The organism is Streptoalloteichus hindustanus, from assembly GCF_900129375.1.
Classification (GTDB): Bacteria; Actinomycetota; Actinomycetes; order Mycobacteriales; family Pseudonocardiaceae; genus Streptoalloteichus; species Streptoalloteichus hindustanus.
This window is the reverse complement of the sequence record NZ_FQVN01000002.1, coordinates 473,116-491,977: the sequence shown is the minus strand read 5'-3', so window position 1 is coordinate 491,977 and position 18,862 is coordinate 473,116. Positions and strand designations below refer to the sequence as shown.

The following is an 18,862-nucleotide window of genomic DNA, read 5'->3' as shown; positions in this document are numbered from 1 at the left end:
AGGCGGCCGCTACTCGTTCGACGCGTCGCGCAGGATCTCCAGGGCGCGGTCCCGCACCGGCTGGGACGCCTTGGCCGGCGCGCCCCGGTCGAACGGCGGCTGGGGGTCGTACTCGACCACGAGTTGGACCGCCTCCGCGGTGACCTGGTCGGTCAGCCTGGCCGCCAGCGCCAACGCCATGTCGATGCCGGAGGACACCCCGGCCGCCGTGACCACCCGGTGGGCGTCCTGGAAGACCACCCGGTCCGGCAGGTACCGCGCGCCGAACGCCTCCAGTTGCTCGACCGCGCCCCAGTGGGTGGTCGCGTCCAGCCCGTCGAGGATCTTGGCCGCGCCGAGGAGCAGCGCGCCGGTGCACACCGAGGTCGTCCACCGGGTGGTCTCGTGGATCTTCGCCAGCCACGGCGCCAGCGCCGCCGGCGGCCTGCGCGAACCGGGACCGCCGGGGACGACGAGGACGTCGCAGGCGTCGACCTCGTCCAGCGCGGCGTCGGCGGTGATCGCCAGCGCGCCGCTGTCCGCGCGGACCGGCCCCGCCTCCGCCGCGACGAAGAGGACCTCGGCGCCGGGGACGAGCCGGAGGACCTCGTACGGACCCACGGCGTCGAGCGCGGTGAAGTGCGGGTACAGCGGAATCACGATGCGCATGCTGTGTCCTCGTTCCTGAGACGACCTGGCCTCCGCAGCAGATCAGACCGCGCGGCGTCGGCGACATCACCCACAGGGCCGATATGCCAGCCGCCGTCGTCCTCGCTCCGGTTCGACGCCGCAGCCCCCGAAGAGTGGCCCGCGTGCCCTGTTTCGCCGAGCGCGTAAGGGAATTGCGGCACGACGGGCCGTCGTGGTCGGCTTCGGACGAACGCGCTCGCGAGGGGATGTGGTTGCGGTGCCGACGATGGTGCGCGAGGTGACCGACGAACGGGACGCCCTGCTGGCGTTCCTGGCCGAGCAGCGGGCGGCGGTGCGACGAGCCGCGCACGGCCTGACCGACGTCCAGGCGGCGGCCACGCCGAGCGCGAGCGACCTGAGCGTCGGCGCGCTGGTCAAGCATCTCGTGCTGGTCGAGGACACCTGGATGCGCCTGCTGCGCGGCGAGGTCCACGAGCTTCTCGACGAGCCCACCTTCGGGATGGAGCCGGGCGACACCCTGGACGGGCTGCTGGCCGACTACGACGCCGCCGCGCGGCGCACCGAGGAGACCGTCAGCGGGCTCTCCGACCTCGGGCGGCCGGTCGACATCACCGCCATGAGCCCCCTGCTGCCGGCCGGAACGAGCCGGAGCGCGCGGTGGGTCCTGTTCCACCTCGTCGAGGAGACGGCCCGGCACGCCGGCCACGCGGACGTCATCCGCGAGTCGCTGGACGGCTCCTCCGCCCTCGACCTGGTCTCGGCCACGGGCGCGCCGCTCATGCCGGAGTACCCGGAGCTGACCGTGGACAGCGTTCGGAGCGGCACCGTCGACCGCTCCCGAGGGGAGTGAGTGGCCGGAAGCACGTCCCCGGGTCGGTCGGCGCTGGCCCGGCCGCGCATAGCATCACCAGCGTGGACCAGCCAGCGCCCGACCCGACGCGTGAGCCCCGGCCCGCCGGGACCTCGGTAGAGCTGTTCGAGGAACAGCGGCCCCGCCTCGTCGGCCTGGCCTACCGCCTGCTCGGCTCGGCCAGCGAGGCCGAGGACGTCGTCCAGGACGCCTTCCTGCGGTGGAACGCCGTCGATCCCGCCCGGATCGAGGTGCCGGCCGCCTGGCTGACCAAGGTCGTCACCAACCTCTGCCTCAACCAGCTCACCTCGGCGCGGGTGCGCCGGGAGCGCTACGTCGGCCCGTGGCTGCCCGAACCGGTGCTCACCGAGGCCGACGCGCTCGGTCCACTGGAGACGGTGGAGCGCCGCGACTCGGTGTCGGTCGGGATGTTGGTCCTGCTGGAGCGGCTGACCCCGCCGGAGCGGGCCGTCTTCGTGCTCCGCGAGGCGTTCGGGCACAGCCACCGGGAGATCGCCCAGATCCTCGACATCGAGGAGGCGCACTCCCGCCAACTGCACCGCAGGGCGCGGCAGCACGTCGGCGAGTCCCGCCCGCGCTTCACCGCCGACAGCGGGCAGCACCGCCGGATCGTCGAGCGCTTCCTGTCCGCGACCCTCCACGGAGACGTGGCCGAACTGGAACGGCTGCTGGCCGCCGACGTCGTGTCCTGGGCCGACGGCGGCGGCGTGGTCACGGCGGCCCGCCGTCCGGTCCTGGGCCGCGACAACGTTTCGCGCTACCTGCTCGGCCTGGGCCGACGCCCGGAGGCCGCCCAGGTCGCGGTCGACTTCGCGGAGGTCAACGGCCAGCCGGCCGCGCTGCTCCGCTTCGCGGGCCACCTCGCCGCGGTCATCACCGTGGAGACCGCAGAGGACCGGATCATCGCGGTCCGCAGCGTCTTCAACCCGGAGAAGCTGGGCTTCCTGGCGCGTCAGCTCGCCTGACCTCCACCGGCGTCCCGGCCGGACTGTCCACAGAGGACACCTCTGTCAGTCGCGTCAGTCCCGCCGGGCGCCCGCCGGCCACACCACGGTCACGGGAATCCCGCGCTCCTGTGCCGCGCGCACGACATCGGCCGTCCCGCCGTATCCCCGCGCGGGCAGCCCGTCCCACACGGCCACCAAGTGGTCGGCGAGATCGAGCATGCGCAGACTCGCCGCCATGTACGCCTCGTCGTCCACCTCGACGCAATCGAGCCGCACCACCTCGGAAGCACGGGCGAGCAGCACGTCATAGGTGTCGTGGTGGGACACCGGAAGCGCTGCCCGGTACTGCTGCGCCGCGACAATGCCGACGAGCGACCCGCCCAGATCGAGCACGGCCTGGGCGAACAGGGTGTCGGCACCATCGGCGAGACAGCTCAGGCCGACCAGGTCCGCGCCCGCATGGCCGCGCAACTCGGCGCGGAGCGCCGCGTCGACCAGGCGTGCCGTCTCTCCCGGCAACAGCCGGTGCCCACTGATCGCCAACCTGGCCACGGCACTCCCCCTCGTCCAGATCTCCCGGTCCGCCAACAACTCTCGCACAGCGGCGAACCGACACGAGCTGGACAGCGCTGGCCCGGCGGCTGGCCCGTCGACTGCGCCACCTGGCGTAGACGTTCCTCAAGCCGAACGGAGGCCACACCGAGCGCGGCTTGCCGCGCCCTCACCAGTGTTTCCCGCGCCGCATCGTGATTCCCGGACTGGACGTACCCCTCCGCGAGCCACGTGAGGTACAGCGCCATCTCGCGCGCGTGCCCGCTGTCGTCAGTGGCCAGCGCCCGGCTGAGCAACGGTTCCGCCCGCTGGGGTTGCCCGAGAGCGATCCAGCACCGCCCGGCCATCACGTCGATCTCGCGCCGGTCCAGCCAGTAAACCCACTCGGGTTCGTCGCCGTCCTCGCTCCGCTCCTCGTACACGTCGTCCACCACGTCGAGGGTCTGTTCGGTCAGGGCGCGGTCCGCCATGCGCGCGGCTGCCCACGCCACGCGTTCCAGCAGGAGTGCCCGGACGAGGGGCGTCGCGCCGCTGGCTCCGCGGGCGGCGGAGCGGGCCACCAACAACGCGTCCCTCCGGTTCCCCACGTTCGACATCTGGTACGCCAGCGTGGAAAGGAGCTGTGCGGCCAGCACCGGGTCCTCCGCGTCCCGTGCGACGGAAAGGCCCGACAGGTAGAGGCGCTGAGCCTCGTCGCACCGCCCGGCATCCGCCGTGACCCACCCCGCGAGCTGCGACAGCTCCCCCAACACCACAAGAAGACGACGGCCCACCGGGTCGCGGTAGCTCGCCGTGCGGCACAAGTCCCGCACATCCGCCAGCTCGTTGAGCACGAGGGGAGCGAGGTCCGCGCCTCCCGTGACGTCATCGAGTCGCCGCAGCCACGCCACCCGCGTCTCCAACTCGACCGCCAGGCCTTTCCTGACGCGCCGCCCGGCTCGGGTGTGCGTTGTCGCCGGCGAATCGACGAGAAGCCATTCATGCGCCACGCGCACCGGGTTCGCGACTTCGAGGGCGATCCCCAACACGTCCTCGTACGCGCGGTGGACGGCGGGCAAGACCGTCCGACGACCCGTTTCCACCTGGCAAAGAAAAGGTTTCGTGAAGTGGGTGCGCCTGGCCATCTCGACCAGCGACAGACCGGCCCGCGACCTCGCCGCGCGCAGCTCCGCACCGAGTTCCACTGATCCCTCACAGTTTGCTCGCCCAGAGCTAACCCAGCGTCTCTGGAGCGGGAAGCCCGAGCCGGGAAGAATCCGAGACCAGAGGCACCCGGAGGAACACGAGGTTCCCGCCGCGGCCCCGCCTCGGCCAGATCCTGACGACCCCGGCGGTAGTTTTCCGTGAGCGATGTTCAGATTGTCCTGCTGATCGTGTGTGCCGTCGTGTGGATCGGCGTGTTATGGCCGTTCATCTCCCGGCTGGCAGTCAAAGCGCGTTTCGTGCGGCGACTTCGTCTGCGCTGGGCGCGGTGGCGCCTCAACCGGATGGCGAGCCGGAGAAGGTGAACACCACCCAGGCGGGTTCACCCGGGTGTCCGAAGAGGACAGTGCGTCGCGGTGCCGGGCACTCGCCCGGACGCGGTGGAGGTCAGACGCGTCGGTAGCGGGCCCTGATGTGGGAGCGCCCGCCCTGGGGACCCAGGATGCTCAGGAACTCGACCGGACGCGCGTCGGCGTTGCCGAACCAGTGCGGGACGTGGGTGTCGAACTCGGCGACCTCGCCAGCGGTGAGGACGAGGTCCTGGTCACCGAGCACGGCGCGGAGCCGTCCGCTGAGGACGTACAGCCAGTGGTACCCCTCGTGCGAGCGGGGATCGGGTTCGAGATCGTTCGGGCCGGCCGGAAGGATCTGCTTGAACACCTGCAACCCGCCGGGGTGGGGGGTCAGCGGGATCACCGACATGCCGTTCCGGGCGAACGGCCGGGGATACACCCGGGGATCGCCGGTGGCCGGTGCTCCGACGAGTTCGTCGAGCGGCATCCGGTAGGCCTTGGCCAGGGGGAGCAGCAGTTCCAGGCCTGGCCTGCGGTGCCCGGACTCCAGGCGGGACAGGGTGCTGACGGGGATGCCGGTGGTCTCCGACAGGGCGCTGAGGGTGGCGCCGCTGCGGTGACGCAGCGCGCGCAGCCGGGGACCGACCGCGTTGATCACGGCCTCGAACTCCTCTCCCATGCCGTCCACTGTGCCCACGCTTTGCGCTTTTCGCAAAGAGCTTTGTCATCTCTTCCCCGCTGGGGGCAGGTTGGTGGCGGAGGTGGTCGCGATGAGCGAAGAGTCGAACAACCCCGCCGATCCCCCGGCGATCGAGGTCACGGTCAACGTGCTGGTCGTCGGGGGGAGCCGCCGCGCCGCGCGGACCCGACCGGACCCCTTCTCGCCGGAGTCGGAGGCCCGTCTCTGCGCACTCGTCGTCGGTGACCGACGACACGGTCTCTGACCACCAGCCACACCAACCGAGGTGAGCACGATGGACGCCCAGTCCTGGGACGAGATGTACCGCGGTCGCGACCAGATCTTCAGCGGCGACCCCAACGGGGTGCTCGTCAGCGAGGTCTCGGGTCTGCCGCCGGGGCAGGCGCTCGACGTCGGGTGCGGTGAGGGCGCCGACGCGCTCTGGCTGGCGCGGCAGGGGTGGCAGGTCACCGCCGTCGACATCTCCTGGGTCGCCCTCCAGCGCGCCGCCGCGGCGGGCGCGGACGTCGCCGGGCGCGTGGCGTGGGCACGGGCCGACCTGACCACCGCGACGGGACTCCCGGCCGACGCGTTCGACCTGGTGTCCGTGCAGTACTTCCCGCTCAGGCGCCAGCCGGACCACGCCGCGCTGCGCGCTCTGCTGTCGGCTGTCGCTCCCGGCGGCACCCTGCTCGTCGTCAGCCACGACCCCGCCGACCTGTCGCCACGCGAGGGCTTCAACCCGGCCGACTACTACCAGCCCGACGACGTCGCCCGGCTCCTCGACGACGACTGGACCGTCCTGGTCAACGAAACCCGCCGCCGCACCGCTCCCCCGCCCCCGGGCACGCACCACACCCACGACACCGTCCTGCGAGCACAACGCCTGCGAACACAGCGCCAGCGAGCACAGCGCCCGCGAGCACAGCGCCTGCGGCCACCGGCCCGCTGACGCCACGACGACGGCCGAGATCAAACGCCGCGTCGGCGCATGTGACCGCCCTCACCCGAAGTCCCTGTCACGAACACACCGGCTGTCCGGTTCAGGGACCACGACGGAGATGGGGAGGACGTCATGACGCACCGACTCGTGGTTCTCGGCGCCGGCTACGCGGGGCTGGCGGCGGCGCACCGCGCGGCCCGGCGACTGCGGGGCGCCGACGTGCGGATCACCCTGGTCAACGCGACGGACCGGTTCGTGGAGCGGGTGCGGCTGCACCAGCTCGCCGCCGGGCAGACCCTGCGGGACCTGCCGCTGCGGAAGTGGGTCGCCGGGGCCGGGATCGACCTCGTCGTCGCCAGGGTGACCGCGGTCGACGCCGAGGCCAGGACCGTGCGGCTCGACGCCGCGCCGCACAGCCTCAGCTACGACACGCTGGTCTACGCGCTGGGCAGCGGGGCCGACGACAACCGGGTTCCCGGCGTCGCGGAGCACGCCTTCACCGCGGCCGACGCGGACGGCGCGACGCGCCTGCGGGCGCACCTGGCCACGGTGCGGTCCGGCGGGGTCGTGGCCGTGGCCGGGGGCGGGCTGACCGGCATCGAGGTCGCCGCCGAGGTCGCCGAGTCCCGCCCGGGCCTGCGGGTCGAGCTGTACACGGACGGCCGGGTCGGCGGTTGGCTGTCCGACCGCGCCCAACAGCACATCCGCCGGGCGTTCGACCGGTTGGACGTCAGGGTGCACGAAGGGGTGCGGATCACCGAGGTCGGCGACCGGGCCCTGTTGCTGGACGACGGCCGGGACCGGGAGGTCGACGCCCTCGTGTGGTCGGCCGGTTTCCGGGTGCCGGACCTGGCCGGCGCGGCGGGCCTGGCGGTCGACGGGCGAGGCCGGATGGTCGTGGACGGCACGCTGCGGTCGGTGTCGCACCCGGAGGTGTACGGGGTCGGCGACGCGGCGGCGGCCCTGACGCCCGCCGGCGCGGAGTCGCGGATGTCGTGTCAGGTCGGGCTTCCCGCCGGGCTGTACGTCGCCGACGCCATCGCCTCCGTCCTCAGTGGACAGCAGCCGAAGCCGATCCGGGTCCGCTACTTCTGGCAGAACGTCAGCCTGGGGCGCCGGGACGGGGTCACCCAGTTCACGCGCGCCGACGACAGCCCGGTGGACCGGGTGGTCACGGGACGGACCTCCGCGCGGTTCAAGGAACTCATCACCCGGGGGACCGTCATGACGATGGGCAACCCCGGCCCCTACCTGCCCCAACGGCGCCAGCCCACGCTCGTCGGCGCCTGACCCCGGCCGTGGCCGCTCCGCTCCGGAGCGGCCACGGGGCCGTCCTGTCCACTATGGACATCAGGGAGCTCGGCGGATCACCGTTGCGCCCTCGTGGTGTCCGGTCGGGAGGGACGGAGGAGGACCCAGGCCTGCACGGCCGCGTACAACATGAGTGCCGCGCCGATGGCGCTGGTCACGTTGATGCTGTCGGTGAAGGCCGCGCGGGCGGTGGCCGTCAACGCCTCCCCGGCGGCCCCGCCCACCTCCCGCGCGGTCGTCAACGCGCCGCCCAGGGTCTCCCTGGCCGCCTCCATCCGCCCCTCGTCGACACCGGGCACGACCGGCAACTCGGTCTGGTAGACGGCGGTGGCGAGGCTGCCCAGCACCGCGACCCCGAGCGCCGCGCCCAGTTCGATCGCGGTCTCGGAGATCGCGGACGCCGCGCCGGCCCGCTCCGGCGGCACCGTGCTCAGCATCGTGTTGTTGGTCAACGTCATGACCGATCCCTCGGCGAAGCTGATGAGGACGAAGGAGACAGCGGCCACCACGAGGCCGCCGGCGGGCGGCAGCCACACCAGGACCACGTAGCCCAGCGCCGACAGCGTCAGGCCGAGGGAGAGCAGCACGGGCGTCCCGACGTGCCTGGCCGCCGCGGCCACGACGAATCCCGCCGCGATGGACAGGATCGCGCCCGGGAGCAGCAGGAGTCCCGCCCGCAGCGGACTGAGGCCCTCGACGAGCTGGAGGTACTGCGGGATCAGGAACAGCGCGGCGGTGATGGCGAAGACCACCATCAGTCCGGTGCCGATCGCGACGGTGAACCGGCGGATCCGGAACAGCGACACGTCGATCACGGGGTGCTCCAGCTTCCGCTGGCGGCGCACGAAGAAGTACCCGAGGACCAGGCCCACCACGATCGCGGCGACCGGCACGACGCCGAGACCGCGCTTGGCCACGGTCTTGATCCCGTAGACGACCGGGAGGATCGCCAGCATCGACAGGAGCACGCTGGGGATGTCGAAGGGGCCGGGGGCGGGGTCGCGGTACTCCGGCACCAGCAGCGGCGCGGCGACGAGCGTGACCACCACGACCGGCAGGTTGATCAGGAACACCGATCCCCACCAGAAGTGCTCCAGCAGCCAGCCGCCGATGACCGGGCCGAGCGCGGTGCCGGCGCTGAAGGCCGAGCCCCAGACGGCGATCGCGAACAGGCGCTGCCGCTCGTTGTGGAACATGTTGCGCAGCAACGACAACGTGGAGGGCATCAGGGTGGCGCCGGCGACGCCCAGCAGCGCCCGGCCACCGATCAGCGTCGCCGCGTCGGGCGCGTAGGCGGCCAGCAACGACGCGAGGCCGAACCCGGCCGTGCCCATCAGCAGCAGCCGGCGTCGGCCGATGCGGTCGCCGAGCGTGCCCATGGTCACCAGCAGGCCGGCGAGCAGGAACGAGTAGATGTCGACGATCCACAGGAGCTGCGGCCCCGAGGGGCGCAGCTCCTCGCTCAGGTAGGGCACGGCGAAGCCCAGCACCGTCGCGTCCACGGAGATGAGCAGCACGGGCAGCATCAGCACGACCAGACCGACCCACTCGCGGGCCCCCGCCCTGGCGTGGTCGCCCCCGTCGGGCGTCGCCGACCCGTTGGTCTCTCGTGTCATGGAAGCTCCGTTCCACGGCCCTCGGGTCCGCGTTCGCGGGACCGGCGACGGCCGCGACTCATCTGTGTACATGTGTACATTTATTGGCACCGTAGTACACGAACCCGGAGGCGCCGCATGAGTTTCCGCCGTCCCCGACCCGACACCCCGACCGAGCATGGCGGGCGGTGCTGATGGCCGCTCGCCGAGGACCGGCCGACCCGCACCGGCGGGAGCGGATCGTCGCCGCGACCGAGCGGGTGTTGCGCGCCCACGGCATCGCGGGGCTGACCCACCGCGCGGTCGCGCGCGAGGCCGACGTCCCGCTCGGCTCGACCACCTACTACTTCGCCACGCTGGACGACCTGCTCAGGGCCGCGCTCCACCGCCTCGTGGAGCGCCACCGCGAGTGGATGCGCCGGTGGAGCGAGCGGGTCGGCGACGTCTCGGCGGCGCAGCTCGTGGAGGCGCTGACCGACCTGGTCGCCGAGTGCGTCGGCCCCCGCCGGGCCGACCTCGTCGTCGACTACGAGCTGAGCACGGCCGCGATGCGCCGACCCGAGTTGCGCGAGCTGGCCGCGACCTACCCGGAGACCGTCTTCGCCGTGCTGTCCACCAAGACCACGGCGCGGAAGGCGCGCGCCCTGGCCGCGGCGATCGACGGCCTGCTCATCGACGGGCTCACCGCGCCGACCCCGCCCCCGCGCGACCAGGTCAGCGCCGTCCTCGCCGCGATCCTCACCCCCACCGCCTGAACGGGCGACCCCGGACGGGGGAACGCACCCGGCGACCTGGGGCAATGCTGACCCGATCACTCCCACTCGGGTGACAACAGGTGGGGCTGACCACCACAGGAGCGGGCCGGACTGTGGTGGTCGACCCCGTGGTCGGCGACTGCCGCGCCACCTACCGTGATCGCCCATGACACGTGGCTCAGCTCACACCGCGGACCTGTCCGGCCGGGTCGCCCTGGTGACCGGGGCGGGCAGCGGCATCGGACGCGCGTGCGCCGTCGCCCTGGCCGAAGCCGGGGCGACGGTGCACGTCGTGGACCGGGACGGCGACCGCGCGGCGGAGGTGGCCGGCGCGGTCGCCGGCTGGGCGCACGTGGTCGACCTGGCCGACCCGGGCGCCGTCGACGCGCTGCCCGCCGAGGTCGACGTGCTGGTGAACAACGCCGGCCTCCAGCACGTCGCGCCGCTGCACGAGTTCCCGCCGGAGCGGTTCGCCCACCTGCACCAGGTCATGGTCACCGCCCCGTTCCTGCTGATGCGCCGCTGCCTGCCGCACATGTACGCGCGGCGGTGGGGCCGGCTGGTCAACATCTCCAGCGTCCACGGCCTGCGGGCCAGCCCGTTCAAGGCCGCCTACGTCTCGGCCAAGCACGCCCTGGAGGGGCTGAGCAAGGTGGCCGCGCTGGAGGGGGCGGCGCACGGGGTGACGAGCAACTGCGTCAACCCCGGCTACGTCCGCACCCCGCTGGTGGAGGGCCAGGTCGCGGCGCAGGCCGAGGCGCACGGCATCGCCCCCGAGGGCGTGCTCGACGCGGTGTTCCTCCAGCGCACGGCGGTCAAACGGCTCGTCGAGCCGGAGGAGGTCGCCACGATCGTCCGCTGGCTGTGCGGCGACGCCGCCAGCAGCGTCACCGGCGCCTCGCTGCCGGTCGACGGCGGGTGGACCGCCGCCTAGCGGCTCCCGCACGACATCCCGACACCACGCCGCGCGGGCGCGGTGTGTTCCCGCATCCCCAGAACGAAGTGTGGTGACCGCCTTGAGCAACTCCCCCGCACCCCGGTCCCTGCCCAGAATCGTCGCCGCGAGCCTGATCGGCACGACCATCGAGTGGTACGACTTCTTCCTGTACGGCTCGGCGGCGGCCCTGGTCTTCAACAAGTTGTTCTTCCCGTACAGCGATCCGCTGACCGGAACCCTGTTGGCCTTCGGCACCTACGCGATCGGCTTCGGCGCGCGCCCGTTGGGCGGACTCGTCTTCGGCCACTTCGGCGATCGCGTGGGGCGCAAGAAGTTGCTCGTGCTGAGCCTGCTGCTCATGGGCGGGGCGACGTTCCTCATCGGACTGCTGCCCACCTACGCCTCCGTGGGCGTGGCCGCGCCGGTGCTGCTCACGGTTCTCCGGCTGGTGCAGGGATTCGCGCTCGGCGGCGAGTGGGGTGGGGCGGTGCTCATCGTCTCCGAGCACGGTGATCCCGCCCGGCGCGGGTTCTGGGCGTCCTGGCCGCAGGCCGGCGCGCCCGGCGGGAACCTGTTGGCCACGGCGGTGCTCGCGGCGCTGGCCGCCGTCCAGTCCGATGTGGACTTCCTGGCCTGGGGCTGGCGCGTCCCGTTCCTGCTCTCCGGTCTGCTGGTGCTGCTCGGGCTGTGGATTCGCCTGGCTGTGGCCGAATCCCCGCTGTTCCTCGCGGCGCGGCGCGCGGCGGAGGAGCGGCCCGAGGCGGCCAAGCCGCCGATCCTGCGCGTGCTGCGCGAACACCGGCGCGAGGTGCTGGTCGCGATGGGCGCGCGGATGGCCGAGAACGTCTCCTACTACGTCATCACCGCGTTCATCCTGGTCTACCTCACCGGACCGCTGGGACTGCCCAAGTCCACCGGGCTCAACGCCGTGCTGATCGCCTCCGTGGTGCACTTCGCCGCGATCCCGTTCTGGGGCGCGGTGTCCGACCGCCTCGGCCGGCGCCCGGTGTACCTGGCCGGCGCGGTCGGCGTCGGGGTGTGGAGCTTCGTGTTCTTCCCCATGCTGGACACGAAGTCCTTCACGTTGATCACCATCGCCACCACGGTGGGTTTGGTGCTGCACGGCATGATGTACGGGCCGCAGGCGGCGTTCTTCTCCGAGCTGTTCGGCACCCGGGTCCGCTACTCCGGAGCCTCGGTCGGCTACCAGCTCGCCTCCCTGGCCGCCGGCGCGGTCGCGCCGCTGATCGCCACGGCGTTGTTGGACCGGTTCGGCTCGGCCACCGTCGTCGCCGGCTACGTCACGGTCAACGCCGTGCTCACCGTCGTCGCGGTGCTCGCCGCCAGGGAGACCAGGGGCAGCACGATGGACGAGCGGGACGCGGAACCCGCCCCCGCCGTGCCAGCATGATCCCGGTGACCGCGATGTCGCCGCTGACCACCGCCCTGAGCCGGATGTTCGAGCTGCTCGCCGAGGGCGCGCCCGCCGAGTCCTTCGCCGAGGTGACCGCGGCGGCCGTGGCCGCCGGCCTGGGCGGGGCGGAGCTGACCGAGGTGCGGCGGGCCGCCGAGACCGCCTCCCGGGTCCGGCGGGCGCTGCGCCAGCACCGCCGCCGCGAGGCAGAGTTGTCCGCCCTGTTCGAGACGGCCAGCGACCTCGCGGCGCTGCGCGACACCGACGCGGTGCTCCGGTCGATCGTGCACCGCGCGCGCACGTTGCTGGGCACGGACGTCGCCTACCTGAGCCTGAACGACGAAGCCGAGGGCGACACGTACATGCGGGTCACCGACGGCTCGGTTTCCGCGCTGTTTCAACAACTCCGACTCGGCATGGGCGAGGGGCTCGGCGGTCTGGTGGCCCAGACCTGCCGGCCCTACGCCACCGCCGAGTACCCCACCGACGCCCGGTTCCACCACACCCAGCCCATCGACCGGGCGGTGCTGGACGAGGGGCTGGTGGCGATCCTCGGCGTGCCGCTGACGGTCGGCGACCGGGTGCTCGGCGTGCTCTTCGCGGCGGACCGCGCGCCCCGCGCGTTCTCCCCCGACGAGGTCGCCCTGTTGTCGTCGTTGGCCGACCACGCGGCGATCGCGCTGGACACCGCGCGGCTGCTGGAGGACACCCGCGCCGCGCTGGACGAGCTGAACGCCGCCCACGGGACGATCCGCGCGCACAACGCCGCGATGCGCCGCGCCGAACAGTCGCACGACCAGCTCACCGACCTCGTGCTCCGGGGCGCGGACGTGCCGGAGGTGGCCGCCGCGGTCGCCACCGTGCTCGGCGGCGGCATCGTGGTGCACGACGCCGAAGGCGCGGAGCTGGCCCGGGTGGCGGCAGATCCGCTGCCCGCCCCCACGTCGGCGGTCCGCGCCTCCCGGGCCTCGGGGCACGCGGTGCCGACCGACGACGGGTGGGTGTGCGCGGTCTCGGCGGGGGCCGAACTCCTGGGCAGCGTGGTGTTGTCCGGTCGTCCCGATCTCGGCGACGCCGACCGGCGGCTGTTCGAGCGCGCCGGCGTGGTGACCGCGTTGTTGTTGCTGTTGCGGCGATCCGTGGCCGAGGCGGAGAACCGGGTGCGGGGCGAGCTGGTGAACGACCTGGTGAGCGCGCCCGGCAGGGACCCGGCCGGCCTGGTGGCCCGCGCCCGCCGGCTCGGCGTGGATCTGCGGGCCGGGCACGTCGTGCTCGTCGGGCACGCCGACGACGACGCGCGGGACCGGCTGGCCACCGCCGCCGTGCGGCACGCGCGAGCGGTGGGCGGGCTCGCCGGCGCCTACGGGGCGCACGCCGTCCTCGTGTTGCCCGGCATGGACGCGGGGAACGCCGCCCGGGTCGCGGCCAGCGAGTTGGGCACCGCCGTCGGCGGTCCGGTCACCGTCGGGGCCGCCGGTCCCGCGTCCGGCCCCGAGGCGTTGTCCGCCGCCCACGGCGAGGCCGCCCGCTGCCTGCGCGCGATGCTCGCGACCGGCCACAGTGGACACGGCGCCTCCCTCGCCGAACTGGGCTTCCTGGGCGTGCTCCTCGGAGACCGGGCCGACGTCAACGGTTTCGTCGCCGCGACCCTCGGACCGGTGCTCGACTACGACGCCCGCCGGGGCACCGAACTGGTCCACACCCTGGCCGCCTACTTCGCCAACGGCGCGAACCTCACCAGGACGCGAACCGCCCTGCACGTGCACGTCAACACCGTGGTGCAACGCCTGGAACGAGTTCGCTCCCTCCTCGGCCCCGACTGGCAGCAGCCGGACCGCGCGCTGGAAATCCAGATCGCACTGCGCCTGCACCAACTCGCCACCGCCGACTGACGGGAAACCCAAGCGGTAGCGTTGTCTGGAACTTCACAAGAAGCAGGCCAGAACCTGAGCGAGAACCAACACGTGGGCGGCGTTGTCGGCCGTCCGACGGCGGCCGAGCGGCCCCCCGCGTGGCGCACGCGCCGCTCGTGAGCGACCGAGAGCACTGGTGACCCCACAGAACCCGACACGCCAGAAAAGCACCCACCGGAGCGCCTTCAGATTCATGGCGTGGCCCCTGGCCGTCCTGCTCAACCTGGTACTCGGCTACTTCGCGGTGCTCCCACTGGCGACGACGCTTTTTCTGCTGTCGAGCCCCCTGGGCGCCCGACTGGCCCTCACGAAGGCCGAACCCACGTTTCGCGAGGACTCCGAGTGGGTCGCCGTCAACATCGGACTGTCGTTCCTGGCGGTGGTCCTGGCGGTTCTCTTCGTCGTCAACCTCCTGACAGCGCGAAGCGCTGGGGCGCCGAAGCTCCGATACTGGCTGCTGAACGCGACTTTCCTGGCCCTCCCTTACGCAGTGGCCTCCTGGAAATGACGCCCACAGAGTTCCTGGGAACAGCCGGGCGCCACGCGGGGAAGAAAGATCACAGGTTGCCCGCCGCGTGCCGGCCGGCTCCCGCCCCGCCGAGTCGGACCGGCGGGGCGGGAGCCGGCGTCAGGTCGCACTCACAGCCTGATCAGTGCCAGCGCTGGTTGTTCGCCAGGTCGCAGTCCGCCTGGACGATGGCCGCGCCGTCGCTCCCGCCGCCCCGCACGGTCAGACACTTCTGGCTGTTCTTGTTCTGGAAGCTGTAGACGCCCGACCCGTGGTGGATCGAGAACCAGCGCTGGCTGTCCCGCCCGTTGCAGGTCTGCTGGACCACGCGGGCCTCGTTGGCCTTGCTCTCCCCGAGGACGTCCAGACACTTCCCGCTGTTCAGGTTGGTGAACACAATCGAGTTGTCGTCGAGCTTGTCGTTGAACCACCCCTGGTTGGTGCCCCCGTGGCAGGTCCACTGGATCACCGGAGCACCGTTGTCCTTGCTGCCGTGCTCGACGTCCAGACACTTCCCGCTGTGCTCCGCCGCATAGGTGTACGGACCACCGGGCAGCGGGGCCGCGGAGGCGGCGGGAGCCGCGACGAGCAGCGGAGCCGCCACAAGAGTGGCTCCCGCGATCAGGGTACGAAGCCGGCGCGACATGCTATCTCCTTCATTCGGGAAATGACTTTTCCACGAGGGGAGCACACAAGCTCTACCGCACACGAAACAGACCGGTCGGAACAGCGGGGAAAAACATGTGGTTCCCCGCGCGTCCCCCGGTCACACACACCCCCTCGCTCGCACTCACCGTCCTCGGTGAGCACGCCCGACCATCATTGGTCCGAGCAAAAGCGGGTGTCAAGAGCCCGGCCAGGTCACCCACTCGGACTTTCCGGAATTCCGCTTCTGCGGACAAAGAAGTTGCCCCTTACAGCGGCAGGCGCCGCGCCTTCTGGTGGCCCGTTCCGACGTCCGTTCGGCGGACGGACGAACAGTCCGCGCCAGGCTCGATCCTCTGGCGGTGACCGACAGCGGTTCGACGGAGACGGCGCGACGACAGCGCCGCGCGCGGACCCGGACGGGACCGGGGACAACCGAGCGAACACGGACGTCCACAGTGGACAAAACATTCTGATCCGTCCCCTGTGGACGATCAGCGCGCAACCGGTGGGACGGGGCGCCGGTGTCAGACCACGCGCACCCGCGTGATCAGTACCAACGCTGGTTGTTGGCCAGGTCGCACTCGGCCTGAACGACGGCGGCGCCGTCACTCCCGCTCGCCGAGCGGACAGACAGGCACTTCTGGCTCTTCTTGTTCTGGAAGCTGTAGACGCCGTACCCGTGGTTGATCAGGAACCACCGCTGGCTGTCCCGCCCCTGGCAGGACTGCTGGACGACCTGGGCGCCGGCGGCCGTGCTGTCCCCGAGAACACCCAGGCACTGTCCGCTGTTCTGGTTCCGGAAAAGGATGCCGCCGTCGTCGAGCTTCTCGTTGAACCAGCCCTGCGCGGTGTTCCCGTCACAGGTCCGCTGGATCGCCGGCGCACCGTCCGCCAGGCTGCCCTTCTCGATCTCCAGGCACTTTCCGCTGTGCGCGGCCGCGTAGGTGTACGGACCGCCGGGCAGCGGGGCCGCCGAGGCGGCGGGAGCGGCGACGAACAGGGGAGCCGCGACCAGGGAGGCTCCCGCGACCAGGGTGCGAAGTCGGCGCGCCATGCTGTCTCCTTCATCCAGGAAATGACCGTTCCACGAGGGGAGCACACACGCTCTACCGCATGCGGAAAAGACCGGCCGGAACACCGAGGAAAAACAAATGATTCCCCGTTCGCCTCCGCCGGTCACACACCCCCTCGCCGGTGCTCACCGCCCTTGATCAGCAAGCTCGACCATCATTGGTCCGGACAAAAGCGGGTGTCAAGAGCCGGGCAACCCCTCCATCCCGGAATTGGCAAACTCCTCTCCAACACGGGGAGAAGAAGTTGCCCCGAACAGCCGGAGCCACGACTCCCTCCAGCGGTCAGACCTCTCGCCCGCACGGCGGGCGGACAGACGGACCGCACCACCGCTCGCCTTCCGGCGGTACGCGAAAGCGGTTCGACAGACCTCGCGTGACGACAGCACGGCCCGGCGACCCGGCGCGACCACAACCACGAGTAGGTCCACAGTGGACAAAAGCTCCTGATCTGTCCGCAGTGGACGATCAACGAGCTGCGACGCCGCGGGGGAACGAGGAGCGACGCGCGCCGTTCAGGACGCCGAGTCGGACTTCTCCGTCGCGGCGTTGGCCTCCGCCGCCGCGAGCAGGGCGTCGAGCAGACCGGGGAAGCGCGCGTCAAGATCCTCACGGCGCAGGGAGAGCAGGTTCTCACGCCCGGAGGGGCGTTGCCAGATCACCCCGCTGTCGCGCAGCACACGCCAGTGGTGGGTCAGCGTGGAGCGGGACATTTCGGGCAGCAGCCCCCCGCAGGCCCGCTCCCCCTCGGCGGCCAGGACGCGCACGACCTGGAGGCGCATCGGGTTGCCGAGCGCGGAGAGGACGTTCTCCAGCCGGATCTGGTCGCGGTCGGGGTGCTGGGTGATCACCAGCCCAGGGTAGCGCGACCCTACGAGTACGGTCGAACAATCCAGGCCGGCCGAGCACCCCGGGACCGCCCGTCGACAACCGTACGACTTTTCTAGTACGGTCCGACTGTTCGTGATCACTAGTACGGTCGCAGCCTTCGGCCACAGCCCTCGGACACAGCCGTCGGCGCGGCGCCGTGCTCTCCCCCGTCCCGAAGGACCGAAGGACGTCACCCATGTCCGCATCACTCCCCGGCGCCGGCCGCCGTCGGCTGGGCTGGAGCCTGGCCCTGCTGGCCCTCGCCCAGTTGATCACCGCGTTGGACCTCAACATCGTGTTCGTGGCGCTGCCGGAGATCGGCGCCGGCCTCGGCTTCTCCGAGCAGTCGTTGCAGTGGGTGGTCAGCGCCTACACGGTGTTCTGCGGCGGCTTCCTGCTCCTCGGCGGCCGGGCCGCCGACCTGCTCGGCCGACGCAGGATGTTCGTGTTCGCCCTCCTGCTCTACGCCGTCTCCTCGCTGGTCGGCGGCCTGGCGTGGACCCCGATGCTGATCGTGGTCGCGCGGGCGGTGCAGGGGATCGGCGGCGCGCTGCTGTTCCCCGCCACCCTGTCGCTGGTCAACACGCTGTTCGAGGAGGGCCCGCGCCGCAACCGCGCCCTGGCCGTGTGGGGCGGCGCCGGGGCCAGCGGGCTCACCCTCGGCTCGCTGCTCGGCGGCCTGCTGACCGCCTCCTTCGGCTGGGCGGCCGTGTTCTACGTGAACGTGCCGCTGGCCGGGATCGTCGCCCTCGCCGCCCTCGCGGTCATCCCCCGCGACGAGCGCCGCGAGCAGCGGCGCGGCTTCGACCTGCCCGGCGCGATCACGGTCAGCGGCGGCGTCACCCTGCTCGTCTACGTGCTCGTGCAGGGGCCGGAGTCGGGCTGGACCGCCACCGACGTGGTCGTCAGCGCCGTGCTCTCCGTGGTCCTGCTCGTCGCGTTCGCCGTCATCGAGGCGCGCAGCAAGGACCCGCTGATGCCGTTGCGCCTGTTCCGCAACCGCAGCCTCGTCGCCGCCATGACGATCACGTTCCTCTACATGGGAACCTTCGGCGCGCTCCCCTACTTCCTCACCGTGCTGTTCCAGAACGTGCACCACTACAGCGCGCTGACGACCGGGCTCGCCTTCCTCGTGCCCTCGCTGTCCATCGCGGCGGGCACCCAGATCGGCGAGCGCATGGCCACCCGGATGACGACCCGCACGACGCTGCTCGTCGGCCACGCGGTGGGCGTCGTCGGCACCGTGGTGATGGTGTTCGGCTTCGCCGTCGGCAGCTCCTACCTCGCGATCGTGCCCGGGCTGGTCGTCTCCGGGGTCGGCCAGGGCGTCACCTGGACCGGCATGTGGATCGCGGCGGCGGCCGGTGTCGCTCCCGAGGAGCAGGGCGTGGCCTCCGGGATGGCCTCCACCACGCAGAACGTCGGCAACGCCATCGGCATCGCGGTGCTGGTCGCCATCGCCAACTCCGGTCTGGCCGACCTCGCCCCCGGCGCGGCCGGCGAGCAGGTCGCCGGCGTGATGACCGACGGCATGCGCGTGGCCGTCCTGCTCGCCGCGGCCGGCATGGTGCTCGGCCTGCTCGTCACCCTGGCCCTGCCCAGGGCCGCGGCGTCCGCCCCGCGGCCCGCCCCGGAGCCCGGCCAGCCGGCGGACGCGCCTCCGGTCGAGGTCACGGCCTGACCCGGCGGGGTCCGGAGGGCCGCCCCTCCGGACCCCGCGCCG

Annotated in this window: 19 protein-coding genes; 11 read left to right on the top strand and 8 right to left on the bottom strand. The window is 72.0% G+C overall.

The genetic code is table 11. The annotated features are described in order from the left end of the window. Positions 1-9: 9 nt before the first annotated feature. Positions 10-648 carry a DJ-1/PfpI family protein gene (locus BUE43_RS07715; protein ID WP_073480675.1) on the bottom strand — a complete coding sequence of 213 codons (639 nt, stop codon included), beginning with the start codon at positions 646-648 and terminating at the stop codon, positions 10-12. A gap of 259 nt (positions 649-907) precedes the next feature. On the opposite strand from BUE43_RS07715, the gene BUE43_RS07710 reads away from it, so the two are divergent. Together BUE43_RS07710 and BUE43_RS07705 are read left to right on the top strand one after the other, a co-directional pair. Continuing rightward, positions 908-1,480, top strand: coding sequence for a DinB family protein (locus BUE43_RS07710; RefSeq protein ID WP_234995595.1), 573 nt, complete (start codon positions 908-910; stop codon positions 1,478-1,480). Positions 1,481-1,602: 122 nt separating this feature from the next. Continuing rightward, positions 1,603-2,466: an RNA polymerase sigma-70 factor gene (locus BUE43_RS07705; RefSeq protein WP_073480986.1), complete on the top strand. Its 864-nt coding sequence runs from the start codon at positions 1,603-1,605 to the stop codon at positions 2,464-2,466. A gap of 54 nt (positions 2,467-2,520) precedes the next feature. Here BUE43_RS07705 and BUE43_RS07700 read toward each other — a convergent pair whose 3' ends face one another. From BUE43_RS07700 to BUE43_RS07690, 3 genes are all read right to left on the bottom strand, one after another. Beyond that, positions 2,521-2,967 (bottom strand): hypothetical protein, encoded by a 447-nt coding sequence (locus BUE43_RS07700; protein ID WP_234995594.1) that lies wholly within the window; start codon positions 2,965-2,967, stop codon positions 2,521-2,523. Then, positions 2,883-4,184, bottom strand: coding sequence for a helix-turn-helix domain-containing protein (locus BUE43_RS07695; RefSeq protein ID WP_073480674.1), 1,302 nt, complete (start codon positions 4,182-4,184; stop codon positions 2,883-2,885). The genes BUE43_RS07700 and BUE43_RS07695 overlap by 85 nt, the downstream gene beginning before the upstream one ends. Before the next feature lie 406 nt (positions 4,185-4,590). Beyond that, positions 4,591-5,175 (bottom strand): helix-turn-helix domain-containing protein, encoded by a 585-nt coding sequence (locus BUE43_RS07690; RefSeq protein WP_073480673.1) that lies wholly within the window; start codon positions 5,173-5,175, stop codon positions 4,591-4,593. 91 nt (positions 5,176-5,266) lie between these two features. Here BUE43_RS07690 and BUE43_RS34095 point away from each other — a divergent pair, with 91 nt between their 5' ends. The 3 genes from BUE43_RS34095 (at position 5,267) to BUE43_RS07675 (ending at position 7,408) form a co-directional block, all read left to right on the top strand. Further along, positions 5,267-5,440, top strand: a complete 174-nt coding sequence (locus BUE43_RS34095; RefSeq protein WP_159447704.1) for a hypothetical protein — start codon at positions 5,267-5,269, stop codon at positions 5,438-5,440. Between the two features lie 30 nt (positions 5,441-5,470). Next, positions 5,471-6,127 carry a class I SAM-dependent methyltransferase gene (locus tag BUE43_RS07680; RefSeq protein WP_073480671.1) on the top strand — a complete coding sequence of 219 codons (657 nt, stop codon included), beginning with the start codon at positions 5,471-5,473 and terminating at the stop codon, positions 6,125-6,127. A gap of 123 nt (positions 6,128-6,250) precedes the next feature. Further along, entirely contained in the window at positions 6,251-7,408 is a 1,158-nt protein-coding gene (locus BUE43_RS07675) for an NAD(P)/FAD-dependent oxidoreductase (protein WP_073480670.1), read from the top strand. Positions 7,409-7,485: 77 nt separating this feature from the next. Here BUE43_RS07675 and BUE43_RS07670 read toward each other — a convergent pair whose 3' ends face one another. Beyond that, positions 7,486-9,045 carry an MFS transporter gene (locus tag BUE43_RS07670; RefSeq protein ID WP_073480669.1) on the bottom strand — a complete coding sequence of 520 codons (1,560 nt, stop codon included), beginning with the start codon at positions 9,043-9,045 and terminating at the stop codon, positions 7,486-7,488. 173 nt (positions 9,046-9,218) lie between these two features. On the opposite strand from BUE43_RS07670, the gene BUE43_RS07665 reads away from it, so the two are divergent. The 5 genes from BUE43_RS07665 to BUE43_RS07645 all read left to right on the top strand — a co-directional run bounded on the left by BUE43_RS07665 (position 9,219) and on the right by BUE43_RS07645 (position 14,551). Beyond that, positions 9,219-9,779, top strand: a complete 561-nt coding sequence (locus tag BUE43_RS07665) for a TetR/AcrR family transcriptional regulator (protein WP_073480984.1) — start codon at positions 9,219-9,221, stop codon at positions 9,777-9,779. Between the two features lie 166 nt (positions 9,780-9,945). Further along, complete coding sequence (locus BUE43_RS07660; protein ID WP_073480668.1) at positions 9,946-10,713, top strand: 3-hydroxybutyrate dehydrogenase; 768 nt, start codon at positions 9,946-9,948, stop codon at positions 10,711-10,713. A 70-nt stretch (positions 10,714-10,783) separates the two neighbouring features. After that, positions 10,784-12,127 (top strand): MFS transporter, encoded by a 1,344-nt coding sequence (locus BUE43_RS07655; RefSeq protein WP_073480667.1) that lies wholly within the window; start codon positions 10,784-10,786, stop codon positions 12,125-12,127. Between the two features lie 14 nt (positions 12,128-12,141). Next, entirely contained in the window at positions 12,142-14,022 is a 1,881-nt protein-coding gene (locus tag BUE43_RS07650) for a helix-turn-helix domain-containing protein (RefSeq protein ID WP_200797436.1), read from the top strand. Between the two features lie 157 nt (positions 14,023-14,179). Further along, positions 14,180-14,551 carry a hypothetical protein gene (locus BUE43_RS07645; RefSeq protein ID WP_143174016.1) on the top strand — a complete coding sequence of 124 codons (372 nt, stop codon included), beginning with the start codon at positions 14,180-14,182 and terminating at the stop codon, positions 14,549-14,551. Between the two features lie 142 nt (positions 14,552-14,693). Here BUE43_RS07645 and BUE43_RS07640 read toward each other — a convergent pair whose 3' ends face one another. The 3 genes from BUE43_RS07640 to BUE43_RS07630 form a co-directional block, all read right to left on the bottom strand. Then, positions 14,694-15,197, bottom strand: a complete 504-nt coding sequence (locus tag BUE43_RS07640) for an RICIN domain-containing protein (protein ID WP_073480665.1) — start codon at positions 15,195-15,197, stop codon at positions 14,694-14,696. 549 nt (positions 15,198-15,746) lie between these two features. Beyond that, positions 15,747-16,253, bottom strand: coding sequence for an RICIN domain-containing protein (locus BUE43_RS07635; RefSeq protein WP_073480664.1), 507 nt, complete (start codon positions 16,251-16,253; stop codon positions 15,747-15,749). Between the two features lie 531 nt (positions 16,254-16,784). After that, the gene (locus BUE43_RS07630; RefSeq protein ID WP_073480663.1) at positions 16,785-17,120 is read right to left on the bottom strand and encodes an ArsR/SmtB family transcription factor; all 336 of its coding nucleotides are present in this window, start codon (positions 17,118-17,120) and stop codon (positions 16,785-16,787) included. Between the two features lie 215 nt (positions 17,121-17,335). On the opposite strand from BUE43_RS07630, the gene BUE43_RS07625 reads away from it, so the two are divergent. Beyond that, complete coding sequence (locus BUE43_RS07625) at positions 17,336-18,820, top strand: MFS transporter (protein WP_073480662.1); 1,485 nt, start codon at positions 17,336-17,338, stop codon at positions 18,818-18,820. Positions 18,821-18,862: the final 42 nt, after the last annotated feature.